Source organism: Pseudomonadota bacterium, from assembly GCA_037200975.1.
Lineage (GTDB): Bacteria > Pseudomonadota > Gammaproteobacteria > Steroidobacterales > Steroidobacteraceae > CADEED01.
On the sequence record JBBCGI010000001.1, the window covers coordinates 2,385,442 to 2,401,819 of the forward strand.

Genomic DNA, 16,378 nt, shown 5'->3' on the forward strand with positions numbered 1-16,378 from the left:
AACACAGGCAGCCACGGATGGCCCGTAACATCGAGATCAAGGCGCGTATCGAAAACGTGGCCGTGCTCAAACCCCTGGTGGCCGGGATCGCCTCGGAAGGTCCTCTCGAGATCGCGCAGGACGACACCTTCTTCACCTGCGACACGGGCCGCCTCAAGCTGCGCGCCTTCTCCAACGACTCCGGCGAACTTATTTTCTACCGGCGAGTGAACCAGACGGGACCGAAGGAGTCGTTCTATCTACGGTCCCCCACTTCTTCACCAGAGACACTTCGTGAATCGCTTTCGCTGGCCTACGGACAAATCGGTCGCATCCGCAAGTACCGCACTCTCTTCCTGGTCGGGCGTACCCGCGTTCACCTGGACCGCGTCGAGGGTCTCGGCCATTTTCTCGAGCTCGAAGTCATGCTGGTGGACGATGAGCCGGCAGAACAGGGCGTTCGAGAAGCAAGCGACCTCATGGATCGGCTCGGGATTCAACCCGGGCAGCTGATCGAAGGCGCCTACCTCGATTTGCTGCTGGCGCAGCAGGCCTGAAAGACTTCTCCCGCTGACCCTCCACGGGGACAATGGCCCGTGCAATGGAACCGGCTGCGCGTCTGCCGGTCATCTGTTGTGGCTGACAAGGGAGCAACTCGAATGAAAGCATGGAGCCTGGGGCTGATCGTGGCCACGGCTGCGTCGGGCAGCAGTGCGTTCTATCTGTGGAGTGAATTGCAGAACGAGCGCGCTCGCGCCGCGCAGGTCGAAGCGCACAGTGCGGAACTCAACGCCCGCATCGCGGAGCTCGAAAAGGCGCGCGGGGCATTCAGCGCGCGAGTTTTCGTGGCCGCCAACACCTTCGGCGGGCGCGTCGCGGGCGAACCCGGCAAGCCGCCGGCGCCCGCCTCCGGCTCCACGGTGAGCGAGGCCGACGGGCCAAAGATGTCCCCCTGGTCGGCCCGGCCGTTACCGCAGCGTTCCGAGGCCATGCAGAAAATGATGCGAGCGCAGACCAGGGCGCACAACAAGCGCTTGTACGGCGACGTGGGTTCGGCGCTCGGCTTGAGCAAGGACCAGACTAACAAGCTCATCGACCTGATCACCGACCAGCAGACAGGTTCGCTCGAGCCGTTCCGCGAAGGGCAGGAAGCGGTGGACTTTCAGAATGCGTGGGCCGAGAAGCAGCGCAGGCTGCAGTCCGAGATCGACGCACTCATCGGCGACGACAATGTCGCATCGCTGCAGGAGTATCAGAAGTCGCTGCCCGCCCGGGCGGAGCTCGAAATGCTCTCGCGCCAGCTCGAAGGCTACGATGCCCCGCTCAACGAAGATCAACGCAAGCGCCTGCTGAAGGCGATGGCGGAAGAACGCGATCGCGTGCCCGCCCCCGACTATGCCGACGGCATGGACATGGAAGAATTCCAGAAGACCCGCATGGCCTGGGAAGAGGATTACAACGACCGCGTCGCGTCGCAGGCGCGCGGCATCCTCAGCACCGAACAGAACAACGCCTACACGGAATATCAGCAGGCGCAGAAAGACATGCGCGCGCAGTTCGGCATGGCGATGCCGGCGGGGCCCCGCCGCGTCATGCGTGGCGTCACCAACGGCAACGTGACGTTTACCAGCGCGGCGCCTGTGGGCGGGGCGATCATGTCCGCCGAAGCGGTGTACATCAACGCGCCGCCCGAACCCGAAAAGAAGCCGTGACCTCGTCACCCCGCCCGGGGGTGTGCCGATCCGACGTGCCGGGCATACACTCCCGGTGTTTCGAAAGACGGCGGGACGGTGGCAGCTGGCGCGCGACGCGAACCTGTTGACGCCGGCCGGCAACTAACTACAGGGAGGGGCGATATGGTCCATCGCGGCGCCTGCCATTGCGGCAAGGTCACCATCGAAGTCGAAGGCGAGATTGCCGGGGTCATCTCGTGCAACTGCTCCATCTGCCAGAAGCGCGGTTCGTTGTTGTGGTTCGTGCCGCGAGACAAGATGAAGCTGACAGGTGAGACGGAGCTGACCACCTACACTTTCAACAAACACGTCATCAAGCACCGCTTCTGCAAGACCTGCGGCATCCTCTCCTTCGGCGAAGGTGTCGACCCCAAGGGCAACAAGATGGCGGCGGTCAATGTCCGCGTGCTCGACGGGATCGAGCTCGAAAAGATCCCGGTGCAGCACTTCAACGGCCGGGCGATGTAAGTCCGCTTGGATCGGCTGCTCTATATTTTCGCCGGCGTGGCCGGCTTCGTGGGTGTCGCGCTCGGGGCGTTCGCGGCGCATGGGCTGAAGTCACGGCTCGCACCAGATCTTCTCGCGATTTTCGAAACGGCTGTGCGGTACCAGATGTACCACGTGTTCGCGATCGTCGCGGCCGCCTGGGCCTGGGCGCGGTGGCAGAACAAGGCCTTTGCGGTTGCCGGGTGGATGTTCATCGTCGGCATCGTCATTTTCTCCGGCAGTCTCTATCTACTGGCGTTGACCGGGACGCGATGGCTGGGCGCCATCGCGCCGTTCGGCGGTCTGGCATTCCTGACCGGCTGGTTGTGTCTGGCCATCGGCGCGATCCGTGCGCCGCGCTGACGCAATTCTTCTATCCTCGCAGCCGTGACGTGAGGACTGCTAGATGGATTTTGCGCGCAGCGCCAGCGACGCGCGCGGAAGTTCGACTACCAGCGCTGCAGATTGGGGTGTATCCGGCTGTGATGCCGGGTGTCCGCGGGTTTCGCGCCCGCTGGCCCTGTCTGGCGCCCAGGTGCGTGACTAAGATGCGCGGATGATCTTCTACGACTACTACGCAGACGTTCCCGATGCGGTCCTGCGCGAATTCGTCTCCGGACAGGAATTGGGCCGGTTCGTCACCGTGAGCGCCGACGGCCAGCCGCACATCGGGCTGTATCCGTTCCTGTTCCTCGGCGAGACCGTCGAAATCCACCTGCATCGCGATGACGAACAGTTGACGGATCTGCTTACTAACAAGAAATGCGCATTCGAGGTGGACGAGATCCACGGCACCATCCCTTCCAACTGGATCCACGCGACCAACGCGATGTTCGCGACCGCCTATCACCGCGTGGTGATCTTCGAGTGCGACGCGGTGGTGTCCGAAGATGCGGAAGTGCTCGCCGCGCAGCAGCAGCGGCTCATGGCGCACTATCAGCCGGCGGGCGGGCACACGCCGGTGAGCACCGCGCATGCCATGTATCGCGGGCCGTTCAAGGAAATCCGCGCATTGACGCTGACGGTGCGCGCGCGCAAGGTGAAGTGGAAGCTCGCGCAAAACCGGACCCGCGAGCAACGTGAGAAGCTCATCGCGGAGCTGCGAAAACGCGGCCGGCCCAGCGATGCCGGTGCGGCGGATGCCTTGCAATGGACACTGGATCACGAAGCGAAACGCTGACCGCGGTGCCGTGGCATCGCGCCGTCGTGGTGTGGATGGGCTTCATGCTGGTCGAGACCGCACACGGCGCGGTGCGTGAGATGTTCATTGCTCCCGTGATCGGCGGGTTACGCGCCCGACAGATGGGCGTTCCCGTGGGTTGCGTCATCATCTTCGCCGTCGCGTGGTTCACCTCGCGCTGGCTGGGCGCGCGCACGCGGCGCCAGCAGCTCATCGTCGGCGGGTTGTGGGTCGTTCTCACTCTGGTGTTCGAATTCTCGATCGGCCGGGCGGTGGGTACGCCATGGGATCGACTGCTCTCCGACTACAATCCGGCCAGAGGCGGCCTGATGTTGTTGGGGTTGGCGTTCATGTTCGTGACACCCATGCTGGTGGCGCGCCCACACTTACGGGATTCATCGAAATGATCAAACACCAGGGCGGCTGCCATTGCGGCCGCGTCCGTTTCGAGGTGGACGCGCCGGCCGAGCTCATCATCGACGACTGCAATTGTTCGATGTGCAACCGCACCGGCTTTCTGCACCTCATCGTGCCCGCGGATCGATTCAGGCTGCTGCGGGGCGAGGACGCGCTGACGAACTACACGTTCAACACCGGGACCGCGAAACATCTCTTCTGCTCGACCTGCGGCATCAAGTCGTTCTACGTGCCGCGCTCGCATCCCGATGGTTTCAGCGTGAACGCGCGTTGCATCGATTCGGACACGATCAAGAGCATGAAGATCAACGCCGTTGACGGCCGCAACTGGGAGAAACATTACCCGGCCGGGCGCGGAGAGTTCGTCGCGTAGTGGTGCCGGGGTGCAATTCTCGTAATTGAGCCGGCGTATGTACAAGAGCGACCGTCTGCTCAATTACGAGAATTGCACCCCGGCACCACTCCCTTCCTCACCACTTGTTGCGCAGCTCGCGGAGCTTCACGAACACCGTGCGCGCATCCGGGCTCTCGCCGATGCCGGGAAACTTTTCCCGCAGGCGCGCGATGATCTCGGGATTCTGCAGGCGCAGGAACGCGTTGACGCGTTTCTCCTCACCGAGTGTGGTGATACGCGCCGACGCCGGGTCCTGCGCGCGGGCCGTGGCATACGCCTTGGCCGCATCCACATTGCCCGGCTCGCGATCGAGCGTGAATGCCAGATTGCGTGCCATGTATTCATGCCCGGGATACACGCGCGTCCCTTCCGGCAGCTTCGCGAGCTGGTTCACGAACGTCTCGTATAACAACCCGGGATCGCCGCCGTTGTGGCAATTGCCCGCGCCGGCATTGAACAACGTGTCGCCGCAGAACAGCGCTGGCGCATCGCAATGCGCCAGCACGCAGACATGCGCGCGTGTATGCCCCGGCGTATCGAGCGCCTCGAGCTCCACGGTCTTGCCGACCTTGATGACGTCGCCGCGCGCGAGCCCCCTATCTACCCCGCCGATCACGCCCGCCGCGCCGGCATGCGCCAGCACCTTCGCGCCGGTCGCCGCGACCACCGCCGCATTCCCCGCGGTGTGATCGAGATGTTCGTGGGTATTGAGAACCTGCGTGATCGTGAAGTTGTGCGCGCGCGCCGCATCGAGGCATTGCCGCGCATCCAGCGGATCGACGATGAGTGCCTCACCGCTCTGCGAACAGGCGATGAGGTATTGGAAATTGCGTAACTCGTTCGCGGCCCAGATTCTTTCGATCAGCATTTCACTTCAGGCCCTCAAGGCTTCGTCGAACAATCCATGTTGCGGCTTCAAGGGAACCCGGATCCGGACCGTGGTGCCTTCACCGACGATGGAGTGAATGTCGATACTGCCACCCATGAGCTTGAGGCGCTCGCGAATGTTGAACAGGCCGAAGCCGCCCTGCCGCGTCGGCAGCCGGTCGATGGCGTGCACTTCGAAACCCACGCCGGGATCGAGCACGTCGAGCGTGAGCAGATCGTCGGCCACGCCGCAGCGCACCGTGGCGCGCTTGGAACGCGCATGTTTCACCACGTTCTGCAGCAGTTCGCGCACCGTCTGAAACAACAGGACGGTGATCTGATCTTCCAAAGGCTTCAAAGAACCGTCATCTTCGATCGTGACCGCGATGCGCTGCTGCTTGCCGACACGATCCGCCAGCCAGCGCAACGCCTCGATCAGGCCGGTGTCGTGCAGCCCGGGTGGCGCGAGCTCCAGCATCAGCGTGCGCGTCTGCGTGGTCGCATCGGCCAGGACCTGCTCGGCCTCGACCAGCAATTGCAGCTTGTCGCGATCATTCATGCCGCGCTTGATCTCGGCGAGCTGCATCGCCATGCCGGCGAGGTTCTGCGCGGGCCCATCGTGCAGCTCGCTCGCGAGCTTGCGGCGCGCGCGTTCCTCGGCCAGCGTGATTTCCGTCGCGAGCGCGCGCAGCTGCGAATCGTGCTGCGACAAGGCGTGTTCGGCTTCGCGCATAGCCGTGACGTCGCGGCCGCTGCCCCAGAACCTGAGCACGTGCCCCTTCTCGACGATGCCGATCATCGAAATCAGCAACACGCGATCGAGTCCGTAAGGACCGTGCACCACGTGTTCGATATTGCGCACCTGGTAGCCATTGCGGATCGCTTCCCGGATGCGTTCTATATAAACCCGCGACCAGGTCGGGTGATCGCCGAGCCGCGTCCCGACGATCGGGCTCGGTGCATCCTTCACGCCCAGCGCCACCATGAACGCGGTGTTGCACTCGGCCACGTAGCCATGTTTGCGCACCCACGCAATCTGATCGTCGGGCGGCAGCGTCACCGGCATGGGCTCCGCGAGCTCGGTGCGGAAGATCGCCTCGGAGCTGTTGGCGATGAAGGCGCGGTAACGCTCGTCGCTGCAGCGAGCCTTTTCGATGGCCACGTCGCGCTCCGCCATCACCGCCTGCAGCAGCAACACCGGCAACACGCACAGCGCCAGGAAAGTCTGCAGCTGGTAGGGACTTTCGAACGGGCCGAGCCCGCGCGTCGTGGCGAGGGACGCGATGGCGACGGCCAGACCCGCCGCAAGCGCGGTGCGGCGGGCGCCGCCCAGCAGCGCTATCCACACCAGCACCGGGTAGACGATGTAGGGCACGTCGAGCGGCGTCAGCTCCGGGCCGCGGTGCCGCAGGAATACCGCGCCCAACAGCAGCAGCAGCACGCCGAACGCCGAGTAGGTAGCCGCGCGGCCGCCGCGCGTGCCGGTCAGCGCCAGGCCATGGAAACCGATGGTGAGCAGCAACGGCGTGACGACCAATGCGCCCAGGAAATCGCCGATCCACCAGTTCTGGACGGACAGCCAGAATTCGCGCCCAGCCGTGAAGGTGCCCGCGCGCAGCGCGACGGAGACGATCGCGCAGACGAGTGTCGACCCCAGCGCCGCGACCGCGAAACACAACACGTGGCGCAGGCGCGCGAAGGAGATCGGGCCGCGCACGCCGACTTGCATGAGGGCGGTGCCGAGCAAGGCCGCGGCGAACTTCACGAAGAAGAGCAGGCCGGAGACGGTGTAGGGAATCTGCGGCGCGAACAATTCGTGGGCCGACAACTCGGCCGCGAATCCAAACGCGGCCAGCGCCGGCCAGTAACGCGCCGGATACAGCAACAGGAATGCGAACAGGGTGCCCGTCGCCGGCCAGAAAACCCCGACCCCCTGCGGCGCGATCAGCAGGGTGAGGCCGATGCCTACGGCAACGAAATGCAACGGAAAATAGACTGCCGCTGCGGTCAGGGGACCTAACTTCAGTCCGAACGGTCGAAGATGACGATTCATGACCGCTGCAATAATAGAACGAGACCTGGACCGTAGCTTGGGAGCGACGATTTGTTGTTTGCTTCCACGCGTGCATAGTGGCGCATAAACCGATTGCGAAAGGGTTCGAGAGGGCTTTCCGGTGAAAAGAGACTATAAATTCAGGGTCTTGCTGCTTCCTTGGTTCCTCGCGCTGGCCGCCTGCGGTGGCGGCGGTGATGGGGGTGGCGGCAATGGGGGTGGCAACGGCGGCGGCAGCTTTCCGGGCGGTTCAACCTGGCAGCCGGGCGTATTTCAGCCCTCGGCCAATTTCGACGCCAAATGCGTGAACCCGCGTCCCGGGACGGCCGATCGCGCCGGAACGATCACGGACCAGAACAACTGGCTGCGTTCCTGGACCAACGAGCTGTACCTCTGGTACTCCGAGGTGCCCGACCTCAATCCGGCGCTGTACACCACCGACGCCTACTTCGACCTGCTGAAGACTCCCGCGAAGACGGCTCCCAAAAATGCGGACAAGGACAAGTTCCATTTCACCTATGACACCGACGAGTGGGAAGCGCTCTCGCAGGGTGGGACCGAGGCCGGGTACGGCGCGGAATTCGACGTGCTCGCAGCTTATCCTCCGCGCCGCATCGTGGTCGTGTACACCGACCCGGGCACGACCGCGGAAACCAACCTCAACCGCGGCGATGAAGTTCTGCAGGTGGACGGGGTAGACGTCGTCGCCGGGAATTCCGACGTCCTGAACGCCGGCCTGTTCCCCGCCAACACCGGCGAGACGCACACGTTCCGCGTGCGCAACACCGCGGGTGTGTCGCGCACCGTGACCATGACCTCCGCCACGATCACGCACTCACCGGTGCCTATCTACAAGACCTTCGAGAACGGCACCGTCGGCTACATCCAGTTCAACGACCACATCGCGACGGCGGAACGGCCGCTGATCACGGCCATCAACACGCTCAAGACCGCGAACGTCACCGACCTCATCCTCGACGTGCGTTACAACGGCGGCGGTTATCTGGACATGGCGAGCGAGCTTGCCTACATGATCGGCAACACCTCGCTGCTCACCGGCAAGACGTTCGAGAAGATAGTCTTCAACGACAAGAACCCGAGCCGCAATCCGGTCACGGGCGAAATCCTCGCGCCGACTCCTTTCCATTCGACGACGGGCTTCCAGGCTCCGCTCGACCAGGCTTTGCCCACGCTCAACCTGACACGTGTCTACGTCATTGTCGGTCCGGGCACCTGTTCGGCGAGCGAGTCCATCATCAATTCGCTGCGCGGCGCGGGCGTGGAAGTCTTCATCATCGGCTCTACCACCTGCGGCAAACCGTACGGCTTCTATCCCACCGACAACTGCGGCGTCACCTATTTCTCAATCCAGTTCCGCGGTGAGAACGCCATGAATTTCGGCGACTACACCGATGGCTTCTCCCCGGCGAACACCGCGGCCGCCGACGCGGGCACCGTCGTGCCGGGTTGTTCGGTTGCGGACGACTACACGCACGCAATGGGTGACGCGGCCGAAGGCCGTATCGCGGCGGCGCTGGCATTTCGCGCGAGCAACAACCTCACGTGTCCGACCGCCTCGGGCGTGTCGCCGCCGCGTGTTGCCAAGGCGTCGTTGGCGGGCGGCACGCTCCAGGGCCAATGGGTGTCCAAGCCCATGGCGCGCCAGAACCGCATCATTCGCCGCATGCAGTGAACGTTCGCGGAATCGGCGCCGGTCGCCGATTCCGCGAACCAGGCAGCTGTTGCCGGCGGCTTCTTACTTCTTCTTGCTCTTGAGCACGAACGTGACCTTCAACGTCACGCGGTACTCGACGATCTTGCCGTTCTCGACGATCACGTTCTGATCCTGCACCCATGCCGCGGTGATGTCGTTGACGGACTCCGATGCGCGCGAGATGCCCTTCTTCACGGCATCCTCGAAACTCGATTTGCTGCCCGCGATGATCTCGATGACCTTGGCGACTGACATGGACGTCTCCTCGTGATTTGGAGGGGCATCTTGGACTCCTTGCGGAGTTTCTCCAACGACGGAATTGCAGCAGGCGCTGGGCGCGCCCCTTAGACTTCGGCCCCATGAGCCTCAATCGCGAAAGCTTTCAACTGCTGGCGGACATCCGCGGCGAAGACGACGAAGACACCAAACTGCTGCAGGAGATGGGCGAGGAGGCCAAGGATTTCATCACCGGCCAGGAGTGGTGCCCGCCGATCCGCAATTTCTACCTGGCGTACGGCATCGGCGAGGTGGTCGCGTTGTTCCTGGTGGATTTCACGGAAGCGATCGCCGATTCGCCCGACGATTCGTTGTGGATCGTGGTCGGCGACCTGCCTTCCGCCTACTTCGTCAGCGAAAGCGCGGATACGCCGCGCGCGGCGTTGGAGTGTTACTGCTACATCATGGATGACTGGGTCGCCGCGGTGGTCAACGACACCGATATGGAAGAGGTGTACCCGGTGGAAGCCGAGCCCACCGAAGACAACGCGCGCGAGCTGCAATCGCGCCTGGATTTCCTGCGCACGGAAATCATCCCCGAGATGTGACCGCGAATTAAAGGGGTTAAAAGGGGACATGCCTAATTAACTGAGGGGTTGCGCCACCGGCGCAACCCCTCAGTTAATTAGGCATGTCCCCTTTTAACCCCTTCAATCGTTGAACTTGAGGTTTACCTCTAGTTCGGGCAGCAGCGGTGACGGATCGAAGTACGACGCGTCGTCACTCGAGGCGAACACCCCGCCCGCGATGATGTAGTGCGGCGTGCGATCGATATCCACGCGGTACACCTTGCGCGATTCGGCCTTGCCGCGCTGGCTCGGCGGAATGTATTCGAGCACTTCATCGAGCAGGCACTGCTCGACGGTGAAATCGCCGAACCACGACGGGATCGACATCCACACCACGCCGCGGAACAAGAGGTCGATGCGCCTCGGCCCGCCATCGTCGCGGTCGCCGGAACGCAGCAGCAACAACCCGTGATGCTGGTAATAGAGCACCAGGCCGAACTGGCCGTTGAAACGCGCGGGCAGTTGCAGTGGCGTCGTCAAGCTCAAACGGGCAGCAGCTTGATTCCCTGCGTCGTCGGTAGATAGTGATCCACCAGCAGCGCGGCGAACAGCCACATAAGGTACGTGATCGAAAACCGGAACACCTTCATCGGCAGGTGCGCGCGCTCGGTCAGCTTCATCTGCAGCGCGTAGTAGATGAACATGCCGTTGAGCACCAGCGCCGCCGCCAGGTAGATGAGCCCGCTCATGCCGGTGACGAACGGCATCAGCGTCACGGCCGTCAGCAACACCGTGTACAGCAACACCTGCAGCCGCGTGAACGCGACGCCGTGTGTGACGGGCAGCATCGGAATGCCGACCTTGGCGTATTCATCTTTGCGCGCAATGGCCAGCGCCCAGAAGTGCGGCGGCGTCCAGACGAACACGATCAGGAACAGCAGCAGCGCATCCGAATCGATCGAGTTCGTCACGGCGGCCCAGCCCAGCACCGGCGGCGCGGCGCCGGCAGCTCCGCCGATGACGATGTTCTGCGAGGTCGCGCGCTTGAGCCACACGGTGTAGACCACCGCGTAGCCGATCAGCGAAGCGAAGGTGAGCAACGCGGTGAGCACGTTCACCAGCAGCACCAGGATGCTCATCGACAACACACACAACACGCCGGCGAACACCAGCGCCGAGCGCGGCGTCATCTTGCCGGTGGGCAGTGGCCGCCGTTTCGTGCGCGACATCTGCGCGTCGATGCGCTCGTCGAGCACATGGTTGATCACCGCGGCACTCGCCGCCGCGAAGCCGACACCGAGATTGCCGAACACCAGCGCGTCCCACGGCGGCATTCCGGTCGACGCCAGCAACGTGCCCACGATGGACGTGAACACGATCAGCATGACGACGCGCGGTTTGGTCAGCTCGTAGTAGCTGCGCCAGCTCGCGGTGGATGCTGTTGCGACGATGGGGTCGGGGGTGGCCAAACGCCTGGGCTCCTGGAAAGGGGCGGCAGTTTAGCCCAATCGATCAGCGAAAATCCGCCACCGGCCGGAGCCTGCGATTGAGGAGCACCGTCGCTCCTACGAGCAGCGCGGCGCCCGCGTTATGTGCCGCCGCGAGTTCGAGTGGAAAGGCACGCAACACCATGAAAATGCCAATTGAAATCTGCAACACCAGCGCGCCGATCACGGCCAGCGCGGCCACGCGGGGCGCTCGTCCGAGCCCGCGCAGGGCCGAAAAAGCCGCCAGCAGCAGCAGGATCGTCGCGACGGCGGCGCCCACCCGATGCATGAAATGAATGGCCACGCGCGCCGGATGATCGAGCACGCCGCCGGCGTAATTGATGCCGAGCCCGCGCCACAACACGAATGCATCCTCGTAGTCCGCCTCGGGGATCCACTGGTTCTGGCAGCGGGGCAGATCCGGGCAGGCGAGCGCGGCGTAATTGCTGCTGGTCCAGCCGCCGAGGAATACCTGCAGCGCCAGCGCCGCCAGCGCGAGCCCGGCCCACAGGCGCGCGCGGCCGCCGAACTGCACCAGCCGGTTGCCGGCCAGCACCGTTGCGCCATCGACTTCGCGCGCCTGCGCGCGCATCGATAACCACAACCACAGCAGCATAGCGAAGGTAGTTAGTCCGCCGACCAGATGGCCGGTGACGATAAGCGGCTTCAGCAGCCAGGTGACGGTCAACATGCCGAGCATGCCCTGCAACACGACCAGCACCAGCAGCGTCGTCGCGAACGGCACACTCACGCCGCGCTCCCGGCGCGCGCGGATCGACAACGCCGCGATGACGACGATGATCAGCCCGAGCGTGCTGGCGAAATAACGGTGGATCATCTCCACCCACGCCTTGCGCACGTCGGCATCGCTCGCGTAGTGCTCAGCGCTGCCGGTCGGCGCGATATGACCGAAACATCCGGGCCAGTCGGGGCAGCCGAGTCCGGAATTCGACAGCCGCGTGTAGCCGCCCAGCACCACCACGCCGAAACACAGCAGCGCGCCGAACAGCGCGAGCCGCCTGATCCAGGCAACCACGTGTTTATGGTCGGGGTTGCTCACCCGATGTGCGAAAGCTTGAGCAGCTTTTTGAGATCGGTCAGCAGGTCCTTGCTGGTCTGGTTGGCAACGCCGGCGTCGTGCCGCATCATGAGATTGCCGAGTGGATCGACGATGAACAGCGAGCGGGAGCGATCCGCCGGAAACTCACCTAACAAGGCGGCGGCCGCCGACGCATCCAGCACCAGCAGCCCGGGTTGTTCCGCGGCGAAATAATCGTGGGCGCAGCAGTTGCCGGTGGCGAGAAATACCCGCTGCACGCGTGTCATCTCGTTGTTGAGCGCGAGCCGCGACTGGCGCCCGTATACCAGCGCCGCGCGGCAATCCGCATCGCAGGCACCGTCACCTATATAGATGAGTGTCCATTTGTCGGCGAGCACGCCGGGTGCGGCCGGTGTGCCGTCGGGATTGCGCAGCCCGGCGATCTCGAGCGGACGCGCGGGCGTGATGAGCTCCCCTTTGCTGGAGGAACCCGCCGGCCGCCATACCTCGCCGTAATACAGCGCGAACGCGGCGATCACCGGAACGAAAAACACCGCCGCGACGATCAACAGTGTGCGGCGGCCACGCGCGCGTGGATCTTGCATCAGGACACCTTGCGAAAATTGAGGCCGAAGTAGAGCACGAGCAGCACTACCGCAAAACCCCACCATTGAATGGCGTACGAAAGATGCCGCATCGGCGGCAGACCGGGTGGTTGCCAGTCGCGCACGTAGCCATGCGGGTTGTTTGCATCCAGCAGCAGGATGCGTCTCGAAAGCTTCGTGCCGAGCGCGGTGGCGAGATCCGCAGGTGTCGGAAAGCTGGTGAGCTTGGGCCAGTTCGGCCCGGCCTCCGGCGCCGCGCGACCGCTGGCGAGCCCCCCGCTCGGCAGCTCATCGATACGGGCGGTGATCGTGACTTCGCCGGGATCGCGCAGGCTCACATCGGGCAGGCGATCGCGATAGCCGCTGAACGGCACCCAACCGCGGTTCACGAGGATGCGGCGGCCGTCGAGGAGGACGAAGGGCGTGAGTACTTCGTAGCCGGGCCGTCCTTCATGCGAGATGTTGTCGAGCAGAAACTGATGCCAGGGCTGGAAGTGCCCGGTGACTTCGATGCGCGCGAAGCGGGCGAGATTGTCGAACGCCCGGGAGCCCAGTTTTTCCGCGCCACCATCGCGTTCGTACTCCGCCCAGACCGCCTGCTTGGCCTCACCGCGTTGCCATTGCCAGCGTCCGAGGCCGAAGAAAGCCAGCAGCGCGATGAGCGTGAGCAGGGTCATCGGCCAGGACGGCGCGAATACCCTCCCAAACGCGGAAAATCGGATCGGCATGGGGACGAAGTGTAAAGTGCGGCCCCATGGACGTGATCAAGATTCTTGTCATCGTCGTGCTCTTCGCGATCATCGGAAGCCTGGGGAGCGCGCTGTTTCACCTGTCAAAAGGCAAAGGCGATTCGAAGAAGATGGCGCGCGCGCTGACCGTCCGGGTCGGCCTGTCGGTCATCCTCTTCATTCTGTTGATGCTCGCGTACTACAACGGCCTGATCGAGCCCAACAAGATCACCCCGCACTAGGTAGCGCGGTAAAGGGGACATGCCTATTTTTTTCCGAAAAAATAGGCATGTCCCCTTTACCGGGCACCGGCGGCTCCGCTACATTGCGCCCCCCATGATTCGCGCCATCACGAAAAAGACGATCAAGACCAAGCCCTCTGGGGCCTTGAGGTCTTGCGCGCGCTGATTCGACAGCCACCAAGAATCCCAAGGCCCCGCGCAGGAAACTTCGCGGGGCCTTTTCATTTCCGGAGCCACCAATGTCATCGTCCGAACAAACCGTCCGCAGCCGCAAGAATCCCGTCGTCGCCATCGCGGGCGCCACCGGCGCCGTCGGCGTCGAGCTCATGCAGTGCCTCGAACAGCGCAAATTCCCGCTGGTCGAGCTGCGCCTGCTGGCCTCCGCGCGTTCCGCGGGCAAGACGATGAAATTCCGCGGCGGCGATCTGGCCGTGCAGGAGCTGACGGACCAGAGCCTCGAGGGCGTGGACATTGCGTTGTTCTCCGCCGGTGGCGCGCAGTCGAAGCGCTTCGCGCCCGTCGCGGTGAAAGCCGGTGCGATCGTGGTCGACAACTCCTCCGCCTTCCGCATGGACGCGAACACGCCGCTGGTCGTACCCGAGATCAACGCCGGCGCGCTCGCACGCCACAACGGCATCATCGCGAATCCGAACTGCGTGGCCATCGTAGCCGCGACGCCGCTGTGGCCGCTGCATCGGAAGCGGCGCATCAACCGCATCACGATGTCCACCTACCAGGCCGCCTCGGGCGCCGGCGCGGCCGCGATGGAAGAGCTCAGCGAATCCACGCGCGCGCATCTCGAAGGCCGTGCCTTCACGCCCAAGGTGCTGCCGCATCCGTACGCGTTCAACGTGTTCTCGCACAACACGAAGGTGGACCCGGAGACCGGTTACAACGAGGAAGAAACCAAGGTGATGCAGGAGACGCGCAAGATCTTCGGCGAGCCGAACCTGCGCATCACCGCCACCTGCGTGCGGGTCCCCGTGTTACGCGCCCATTGCATCGCGTTGAACATCGAGCTCGAAGAGCCGCTGTCGGTCGCCGAAGCGCGCGCCATTCTGGCCGCCGCCCCCGGCGTGCGCGTGGTGGACGAGCTGGAGCGAAACTACTTCCCCATGCCGGTCGACGCGAGCGGCAAGGACGAAGTGCTGGTCGGCCGCATCCGCAAGGACGTGAGCGATCCCACGGGCCGCACGCTCGCTCTGTTCGTCGCCGGCGACCAACTGCGCAAGGGCGCCGCATTAAATGCCGTTCAGATTGCGGAACGTTTATTGGCCTGATGTACTCACACCGGTATCGATCGAGCGAGGCCGCCGTGATGAAACATGAACTTTCCGCCAGCGACCGGGAATTTCGCACGGCATTCGAAGCGGGCGCATTTGCGCCCGCGGATTTTTCCCACCGCGCGCACATCCGCCTGGCGTACGTGTACCTGGCCGACAACGACATCGAACGCGCCTCCGAACTCATGCGCGCCGCGCTCGTGAATTTCCTCAAGCTCCACGGCATCACGCCGACGAAGTACCACGAGACCCTGACGCGCGGCTGGATCCTCGCCGTGCATCACTTCATGCATTGCTGCCCGACGGCGCTGTCGGCCGACGACTTCATCGAGCGCGAGCCGATGTTGCTCGACAGCCGCATCATGCTTTCTCATTACAGTACCGAGCTGCTGTTCTCGGACCGGGCACGCGCGCGATTCGTCGAGCCCGATCTCGACCCGATTCCGCGGTACGCCGCCTAACAGGCGGGCCGAGCGCTACTGCGATCTGCGCCGCGCCGATCGCGCATACTCCGCCGGTGGCATTTCCCTACCTGACAGACGTCCTGCACGCGCTCGGCATCAACCTGCCGCTGCCGATTCCCACCTTCGGACTGATGGTGGGAATCGCCTTTTTCGCGGGCCTGCACGTCGCGACGCGCGAAACGCGGCGCCTGGTGCCCGGTCAGCAGCCCGACTTCATGGCCAACGTCGGCATGATCGGCTTTTTCTCCGGGCTCATCGGCGCGCGCCTCTTCCATCTGCTCGAGCATCCGCGCGAGTTCCTCGAACACCCGATCGCCATGCTGCTGTCGCGCGGCGGCTTCACGATTTACGGCGGCCTCATCATCGGGTTGCTGTGCGGGCTCATTTACGTCCGCAAGAAACACGCCCCGCCGCTGACCATGCTCGACGCGGTGTCGCCCGGCCTCATGCTGGCGTACGGCATCGGGCGGATCGGCTGCCAGATTTCGGGCGACGGCGACTGGGGCATCGCCGCGGACCTCGCGGCCAAGCCGGGCTGGTTGCCCGACTGGCTGTGGGCGCAGACCTACGACGGCAACATCGCCGGTGTGCTCATCGATGCGCCGGGCGTGTATCCCACGCCCATCTACGAGAGCGTGATGGCCTTCATCGCGTTCGCGGTGTTGTGGCGGTTACGCAAGCAGGGCCACAAACCCGGCTGGTTGTTCGGCCTGTATGTGCTGCTGGTCGGGCTCGAGCGGTTCGCGATCGAGCCGATCCGTGTGAACACGACGTATGACATCGCCGGCGCGGCGATCACGCAGGCGCAGATCATCTCCGTGCTCTGCATCGTTGCGGGTATCGCGCTGCTGATCTTTCGCCGCCGCGCCGCTCCGGCCGCCACTGCCTGACGACGCTGGCTGACGACTCTGCCTGACTAGGC

Annotated in this window: 21 protein-coding genes and 1 pseudogene; 14 read left to right on the top strand and 8 right to left on the bottom strand. The window is 64.0% G+C overall.

Going from position 1 to position 16,378, the window contains the following annotated elements; all coding sequences use genetic code 11:
* The first annotated feature begins 17 nt into the window (after positions 1-17).
* From WDO72_10705 to WDO72_10740, 8 genes and pseudogenes are all read left to right on the top strand, one after another.
* Positions 18-536 (top strand): class IV adenylate cyclase, encoded by a 519-nt coding sequence (locus tag WDO72_10705; GenBank protein MEJ0086145.1) that lies wholly within the window; start codon positions 18-20, stop codon positions 534-536.
* Between the two features lie 102 nt (positions 537-638).
* Positions 639-1,691 carry a hypothetical protein gene (locus tag WDO72_10710; protein ID MEJ0086146.1) on the top strand — a complete coding sequence of 351 codons (1,053 nt, stop codon included), beginning with the start codon at positions 639-641 and terminating at the stop codon, positions 1,689-1,691.
* 4 nt (positions 1,692-1,695) lie between these two features.
* Positions 1,696-1,818: pseudogene (locus WDO72_10715) on the top strand (DUF4440 domain-containing protein).
* Between the two features lie 17 nt (positions 1,819-1,835).
* The gene (locus WDO72_10720; protein MEJ0086147.1) at positions 1,836-2,180 is read left to right on the top strand and encodes a GFA family protein; all 345 of its coding nucleotides are present in this window, start codon (positions 1,836-1,838) and stop codon (positions 2,178-2,180) included.
* A gap of 6 nt (positions 2,181-2,186) precedes the next feature.
* Positions 2,187-2,561, top strand: a complete 375-nt coding sequence (locus WDO72_10725; GenBank protein ID MEJ0086148.1) for a DUF423 domain-containing protein — start codon at positions 2,187-2,189, stop codon at positions 2,559-2,561.
* A gap of 193 nt (positions 2,562-2,754) precedes the next feature.
* Positions 2,755-3,378, top strand: coding sequence for an FMN-binding negative transcriptional regulator (locus WDO72_10730; GenBank protein ID MEJ0086149.1), 624 nt, complete (start codon positions 2,755-2,757; stop codon positions 3,376-3,378).
* Positions 3,348-3,785 (top strand): hypothetical protein, encoded by a 438-nt coding sequence (locus WDO72_10735; protein ID MEJ0086150.1) that lies wholly within the window; start codon positions 3,348-3,350, stop codon positions 3,783-3,785. Before WDO72_10730 ends, WDO72_10735 begins: the two co-directional genes overlap by 31 nt.
* On the top strand, positions 3,782-4,168 hold the full coding sequence (locus WDO72_10740) for a GFA family protein (protein MEJ0086151.1): 387 nt from the start codon (positions 3,782-3,784) through the stop codon (positions 4,166-4,168). The genes WDO72_10735 and WDO72_10740 overlap by 4 nt, the downstream gene beginning before the upstream one ends.
* Before the next feature lie 97 nt (positions 4,169-4,265).
* On the opposite strand, the gene WDO72_10745 is transcribed toward WDO72_10740, so the two are convergent.
* Both WDO72_10745 and WDO72_10750 read right to left on the bottom strand, forming a co-directional pair.
* Positions 4,266-5,057: a hydroxyacylglutathione hydrolase gene (locus WDO72_10745; protein ID MEJ0086152.1), complete on the bottom strand. Its 792-nt coding sequence runs from the start codon at positions 5,055-5,057 to the stop codon at positions 4,266-4,268.
* A 6-nt stretch (positions 5,058-5,063) separates the two neighbouring features.
* Complete coding sequence (locus tag WDO72_10750) at positions 5,064-7,109, bottom strand: MASE1 domain-containing protein (GenBank protein MEJ0086153.1); 2,046 nt, start codon at positions 7,107-7,109, stop codon at positions 5,064-5,066.
* A 148-nt stretch (positions 7,110-7,257) separates the two neighbouring features.
* Between WDO72_10750 and WDO72_10755 the strand changes: the two genes are divergently transcribed.
* Positions 7,258-8,802 (top strand): S41 family peptidase, encoded by a 1,545-nt coding sequence (locus tag WDO72_10755; protein ID MEJ0086154.1) that lies wholly within the window; start codon positions 7,258-7,260, stop codon positions 8,800-8,802.
* Between the two features lie 63 nt (positions 8,803-8,865).
* On the opposite strand, the gene WDO72_10760 is transcribed toward WDO72_10755, so the two are convergent.
* Entirely contained in the window at positions 8,866-9,078 is a 213-nt protein-coding gene (locus WDO72_10760) for a dodecin family protein (GenBank protein ID MEJ0086155.1), read from the bottom strand.
* A 104-nt stretch (positions 9,079-9,182) separates the two neighbouring features.
* Here WDO72_10760 and WDO72_10765 point away from each other — a divergent pair, with 104 nt between their 5' ends.
* Complete coding sequence (locus tag WDO72_10765; protein ID MEJ0086156.1) at positions 9,183-9,647, top strand: hypothetical protein; 465 nt, start codon at positions 9,183-9,185, stop codon at positions 9,645-9,647.
* A 102-nt stretch (positions 9,648-9,749) separates the two neighbouring features.
* Here the strand turns inward: WDO72_10765 and WDO72_10770 are convergent, their stop codons facing one another.
* From WDO72_10770 to WDO72_10790, 5 genes are read right to left on the bottom strand one after another with little or no spacing between them, the layout of a single operon-like run.
* Complete coding sequence (locus WDO72_10770; GenBank protein ID MEJ0086157.1) at positions 9,750-10,148, bottom strand: hypothetical protein; 399 nt, start codon at positions 10,146-10,148, stop codon at positions 9,750-9,752.
* Between the two features lie 2 nt (positions 10,149-10,150).
* Positions 10,151-11,077: a heme o synthase gene (locus WDO72_10775; GenBank protein ID MEJ0086158.1), complete on the bottom strand. Its 927-nt coding sequence runs from the start codon at positions 11,075-11,077 to the stop codon at positions 10,151-10,153.
* Between the two features lie 43 nt (positions 11,078-11,120).
* Positions 11,121-12,155, bottom strand: coding sequence for a COX15/CtaA family protein (locus WDO72_10780; protein MEJ0086159.1), 1,035 nt, complete (start codon positions 12,153-12,155; stop codon positions 11,121-11,123).
* Positions 12,152-12,739 carry a cytochrome oxidase assembly protein gene (locus tag WDO72_10785; protein ID MEJ0086160.1) on the bottom strand — a complete coding sequence of 196 codons (588 nt, stop codon included), beginning with the start codon at positions 12,737-12,739 and terminating at the stop codon, positions 12,152-12,154. The genes WDO72_10780 and WDO72_10785 overlap by 4 nt, the downstream gene beginning before the upstream one ends.
* Positions 12,739-13,416: an SURF1 family protein gene (locus WDO72_10790; GenBank protein MEJ0086161.1), complete on the bottom strand. Its 678-nt coding sequence runs from the start codon at positions 13,414-13,416 to the stop codon at positions 12,739-12,741. Before WDO72_10790 ends, WDO72_10785 begins: the two co-directional genes overlap by 1 nt.
* Before the next feature lie 77 nt (positions 13,417-13,493).
* On the opposite strand from WDO72_10790, the gene WDO72_10795 reads away from it, so the two are divergent.
* The 4 genes from WDO72_10795 (at position 13,494) to WDO72_10810 (ending at position 16,346) form a co-directional block, all read left to right on the top strand.
* Complete coding sequence (locus WDO72_10795; GenBank protein MEJ0086162.1) at positions 13,494-13,709, top strand: twin transmembrane helix small protein; 216 nt, start codon at positions 13,494-13,496, stop codon at positions 13,707-13,709.
* A 239-nt stretch (positions 13,710-13,948) separates the two neighbouring features.
* Entirely contained in the window at positions 13,949-14,989 is a 1,041-nt protein-coding gene (locus tag WDO72_10800) for an aspartate-semialdehyde dehydrogenase (GenBank protein MEJ0086163.1), read from the top strand.
* A gap of 38 nt (positions 14,990-15,027) precedes the next feature.
* Positions 15,028-15,453 (top strand): hypothetical protein, encoded by a 426-nt coding sequence (locus tag WDO72_10805; GenBank protein MEJ0086164.1) that lies wholly within the window; start codon positions 15,028-15,030, stop codon positions 15,451-15,453.
* Between the two features lie 56 nt (positions 15,454-15,509).
* Positions 15,510-16,346, top strand: a complete 837-nt coding sequence (locus tag WDO72_10810) for a prolipoprotein diacylglyceryl transferase (protein ID MEJ0086165.1) — start codon at positions 15,510-15,512, stop codon at positions 16,344-16,346.
* Positions 16,347-16,378 lie beyond the last annotated feature (32 nt).

What these genes read in the sequence shown, in the direction of transcription:
- WDO72_10705 (MEJ0086145.1), top strand. Translation starts at nt 18, where the DNA reads ATGGCCCGTAACATCGAGATCAAGGCGCGTATCGAAAACGTGGCCGTG.
- WDO72_10790 (MEJ0086161.1), bottom strand. Translation starts at nt 13,416, where the DNA reads ATGACCCTGCTCACGCTCATCGCGCTGCTGGCTTTCTTCGGCCTCGGA.
- WDO72_10765 (MEJ0086156.1), top strand. Translation starts at nt 9,183, where the DNA reads ATGAGCCTCAATCGCGAAAGCTTTCAACTGCTGGCGGACATCCGCGGC.
- WDO72_10760 (MEJ0086155.1), bottom strand. Translation starts at nt 9,078, where the DNA reads ATGTCAGTCGCCAAGGTCATCGAGATCATCGCGGGCAGCAAATCGAGT.
- WDO72_10785 (MEJ0086160.1), bottom strand. Translation starts at nt 12,739, where the DNA reads ATGCAAGATCCACGCGCGCGTGGCCGCCGCACACTGTTGATCGTCGCG.
- WDO72_10720 (MEJ0086147.1), top strand. Translation starts at nt 1,836, where the DNA reads ATGGTCCATCGCGGCGCCTGCCATTGCGGCAAGGTCACCATCGAAGTC.
- WDO72_10750 (MEJ0086153.1), bottom strand. Translation starts at nt 7,109, where the DNA reads ATGAATCGTCATCTTCGACCGTTCGGACTGAAGTTAGGTCCCCTGACC.
- WDO72_10740 (MEJ0086151.1), top strand. Translation starts at nt 3,782, where the DNA reads ATGATCAAACACCAGGGCGGCTGCCATTGCGGCCGCGTCCGTTTCGAG.
- WDO72_10805 (MEJ0086164.1), top strand. Translation starts at nt 15,028, where the DNA reads ATGAAACATGAACTTTCCGCCAGCGACCGGGAATTTCGCACGGCATTC.
- WDO72_10800 (MEJ0086163.1), top strand. Translation starts at nt 13,949, where the DNA reads ATGTCATCGTCCGAACAAACCGTCCGCAGCCGCAAGAATCCCGTCGTC.
- WDO72_10735 (MEJ0086150.1), top strand. Translation starts at nt 3,348, where the DNA reads ATGGACACTGGATCACGAAGCGAAACGCTGACCGCGGTGCCGTGGCAT.
- WDO72_10745 (MEJ0086152.1), bottom strand. Translation starts at nt 5,057, where the DNA reads ATGCTGATCGAAAGAATCTGGGCCGCGAACGAGTTACGCAATTTCCAA.
- WDO72_10710 (MEJ0086146.1), top strand. Translation starts at nt 639, where the DNA reads ATGAAAGCATGGAGCCTGGGGCTGATCGTGGCCACGGCTGCGTCGGGC.
- WDO72_10730 (MEJ0086149.1), top strand. Translation starts at nt 2,755, where the DNA reads ATGATCTTCTACGACTACTACGCAGACGTTCCCGATGCGGTCCTGCGC.
- WDO72_10795 (MEJ0086162.1), top strand. Translation starts at nt 13,494, where the DNA reads ATGGACGTGATCAAGATTCTTGTCATCGTCGTGCTCTTCGCGATCATC.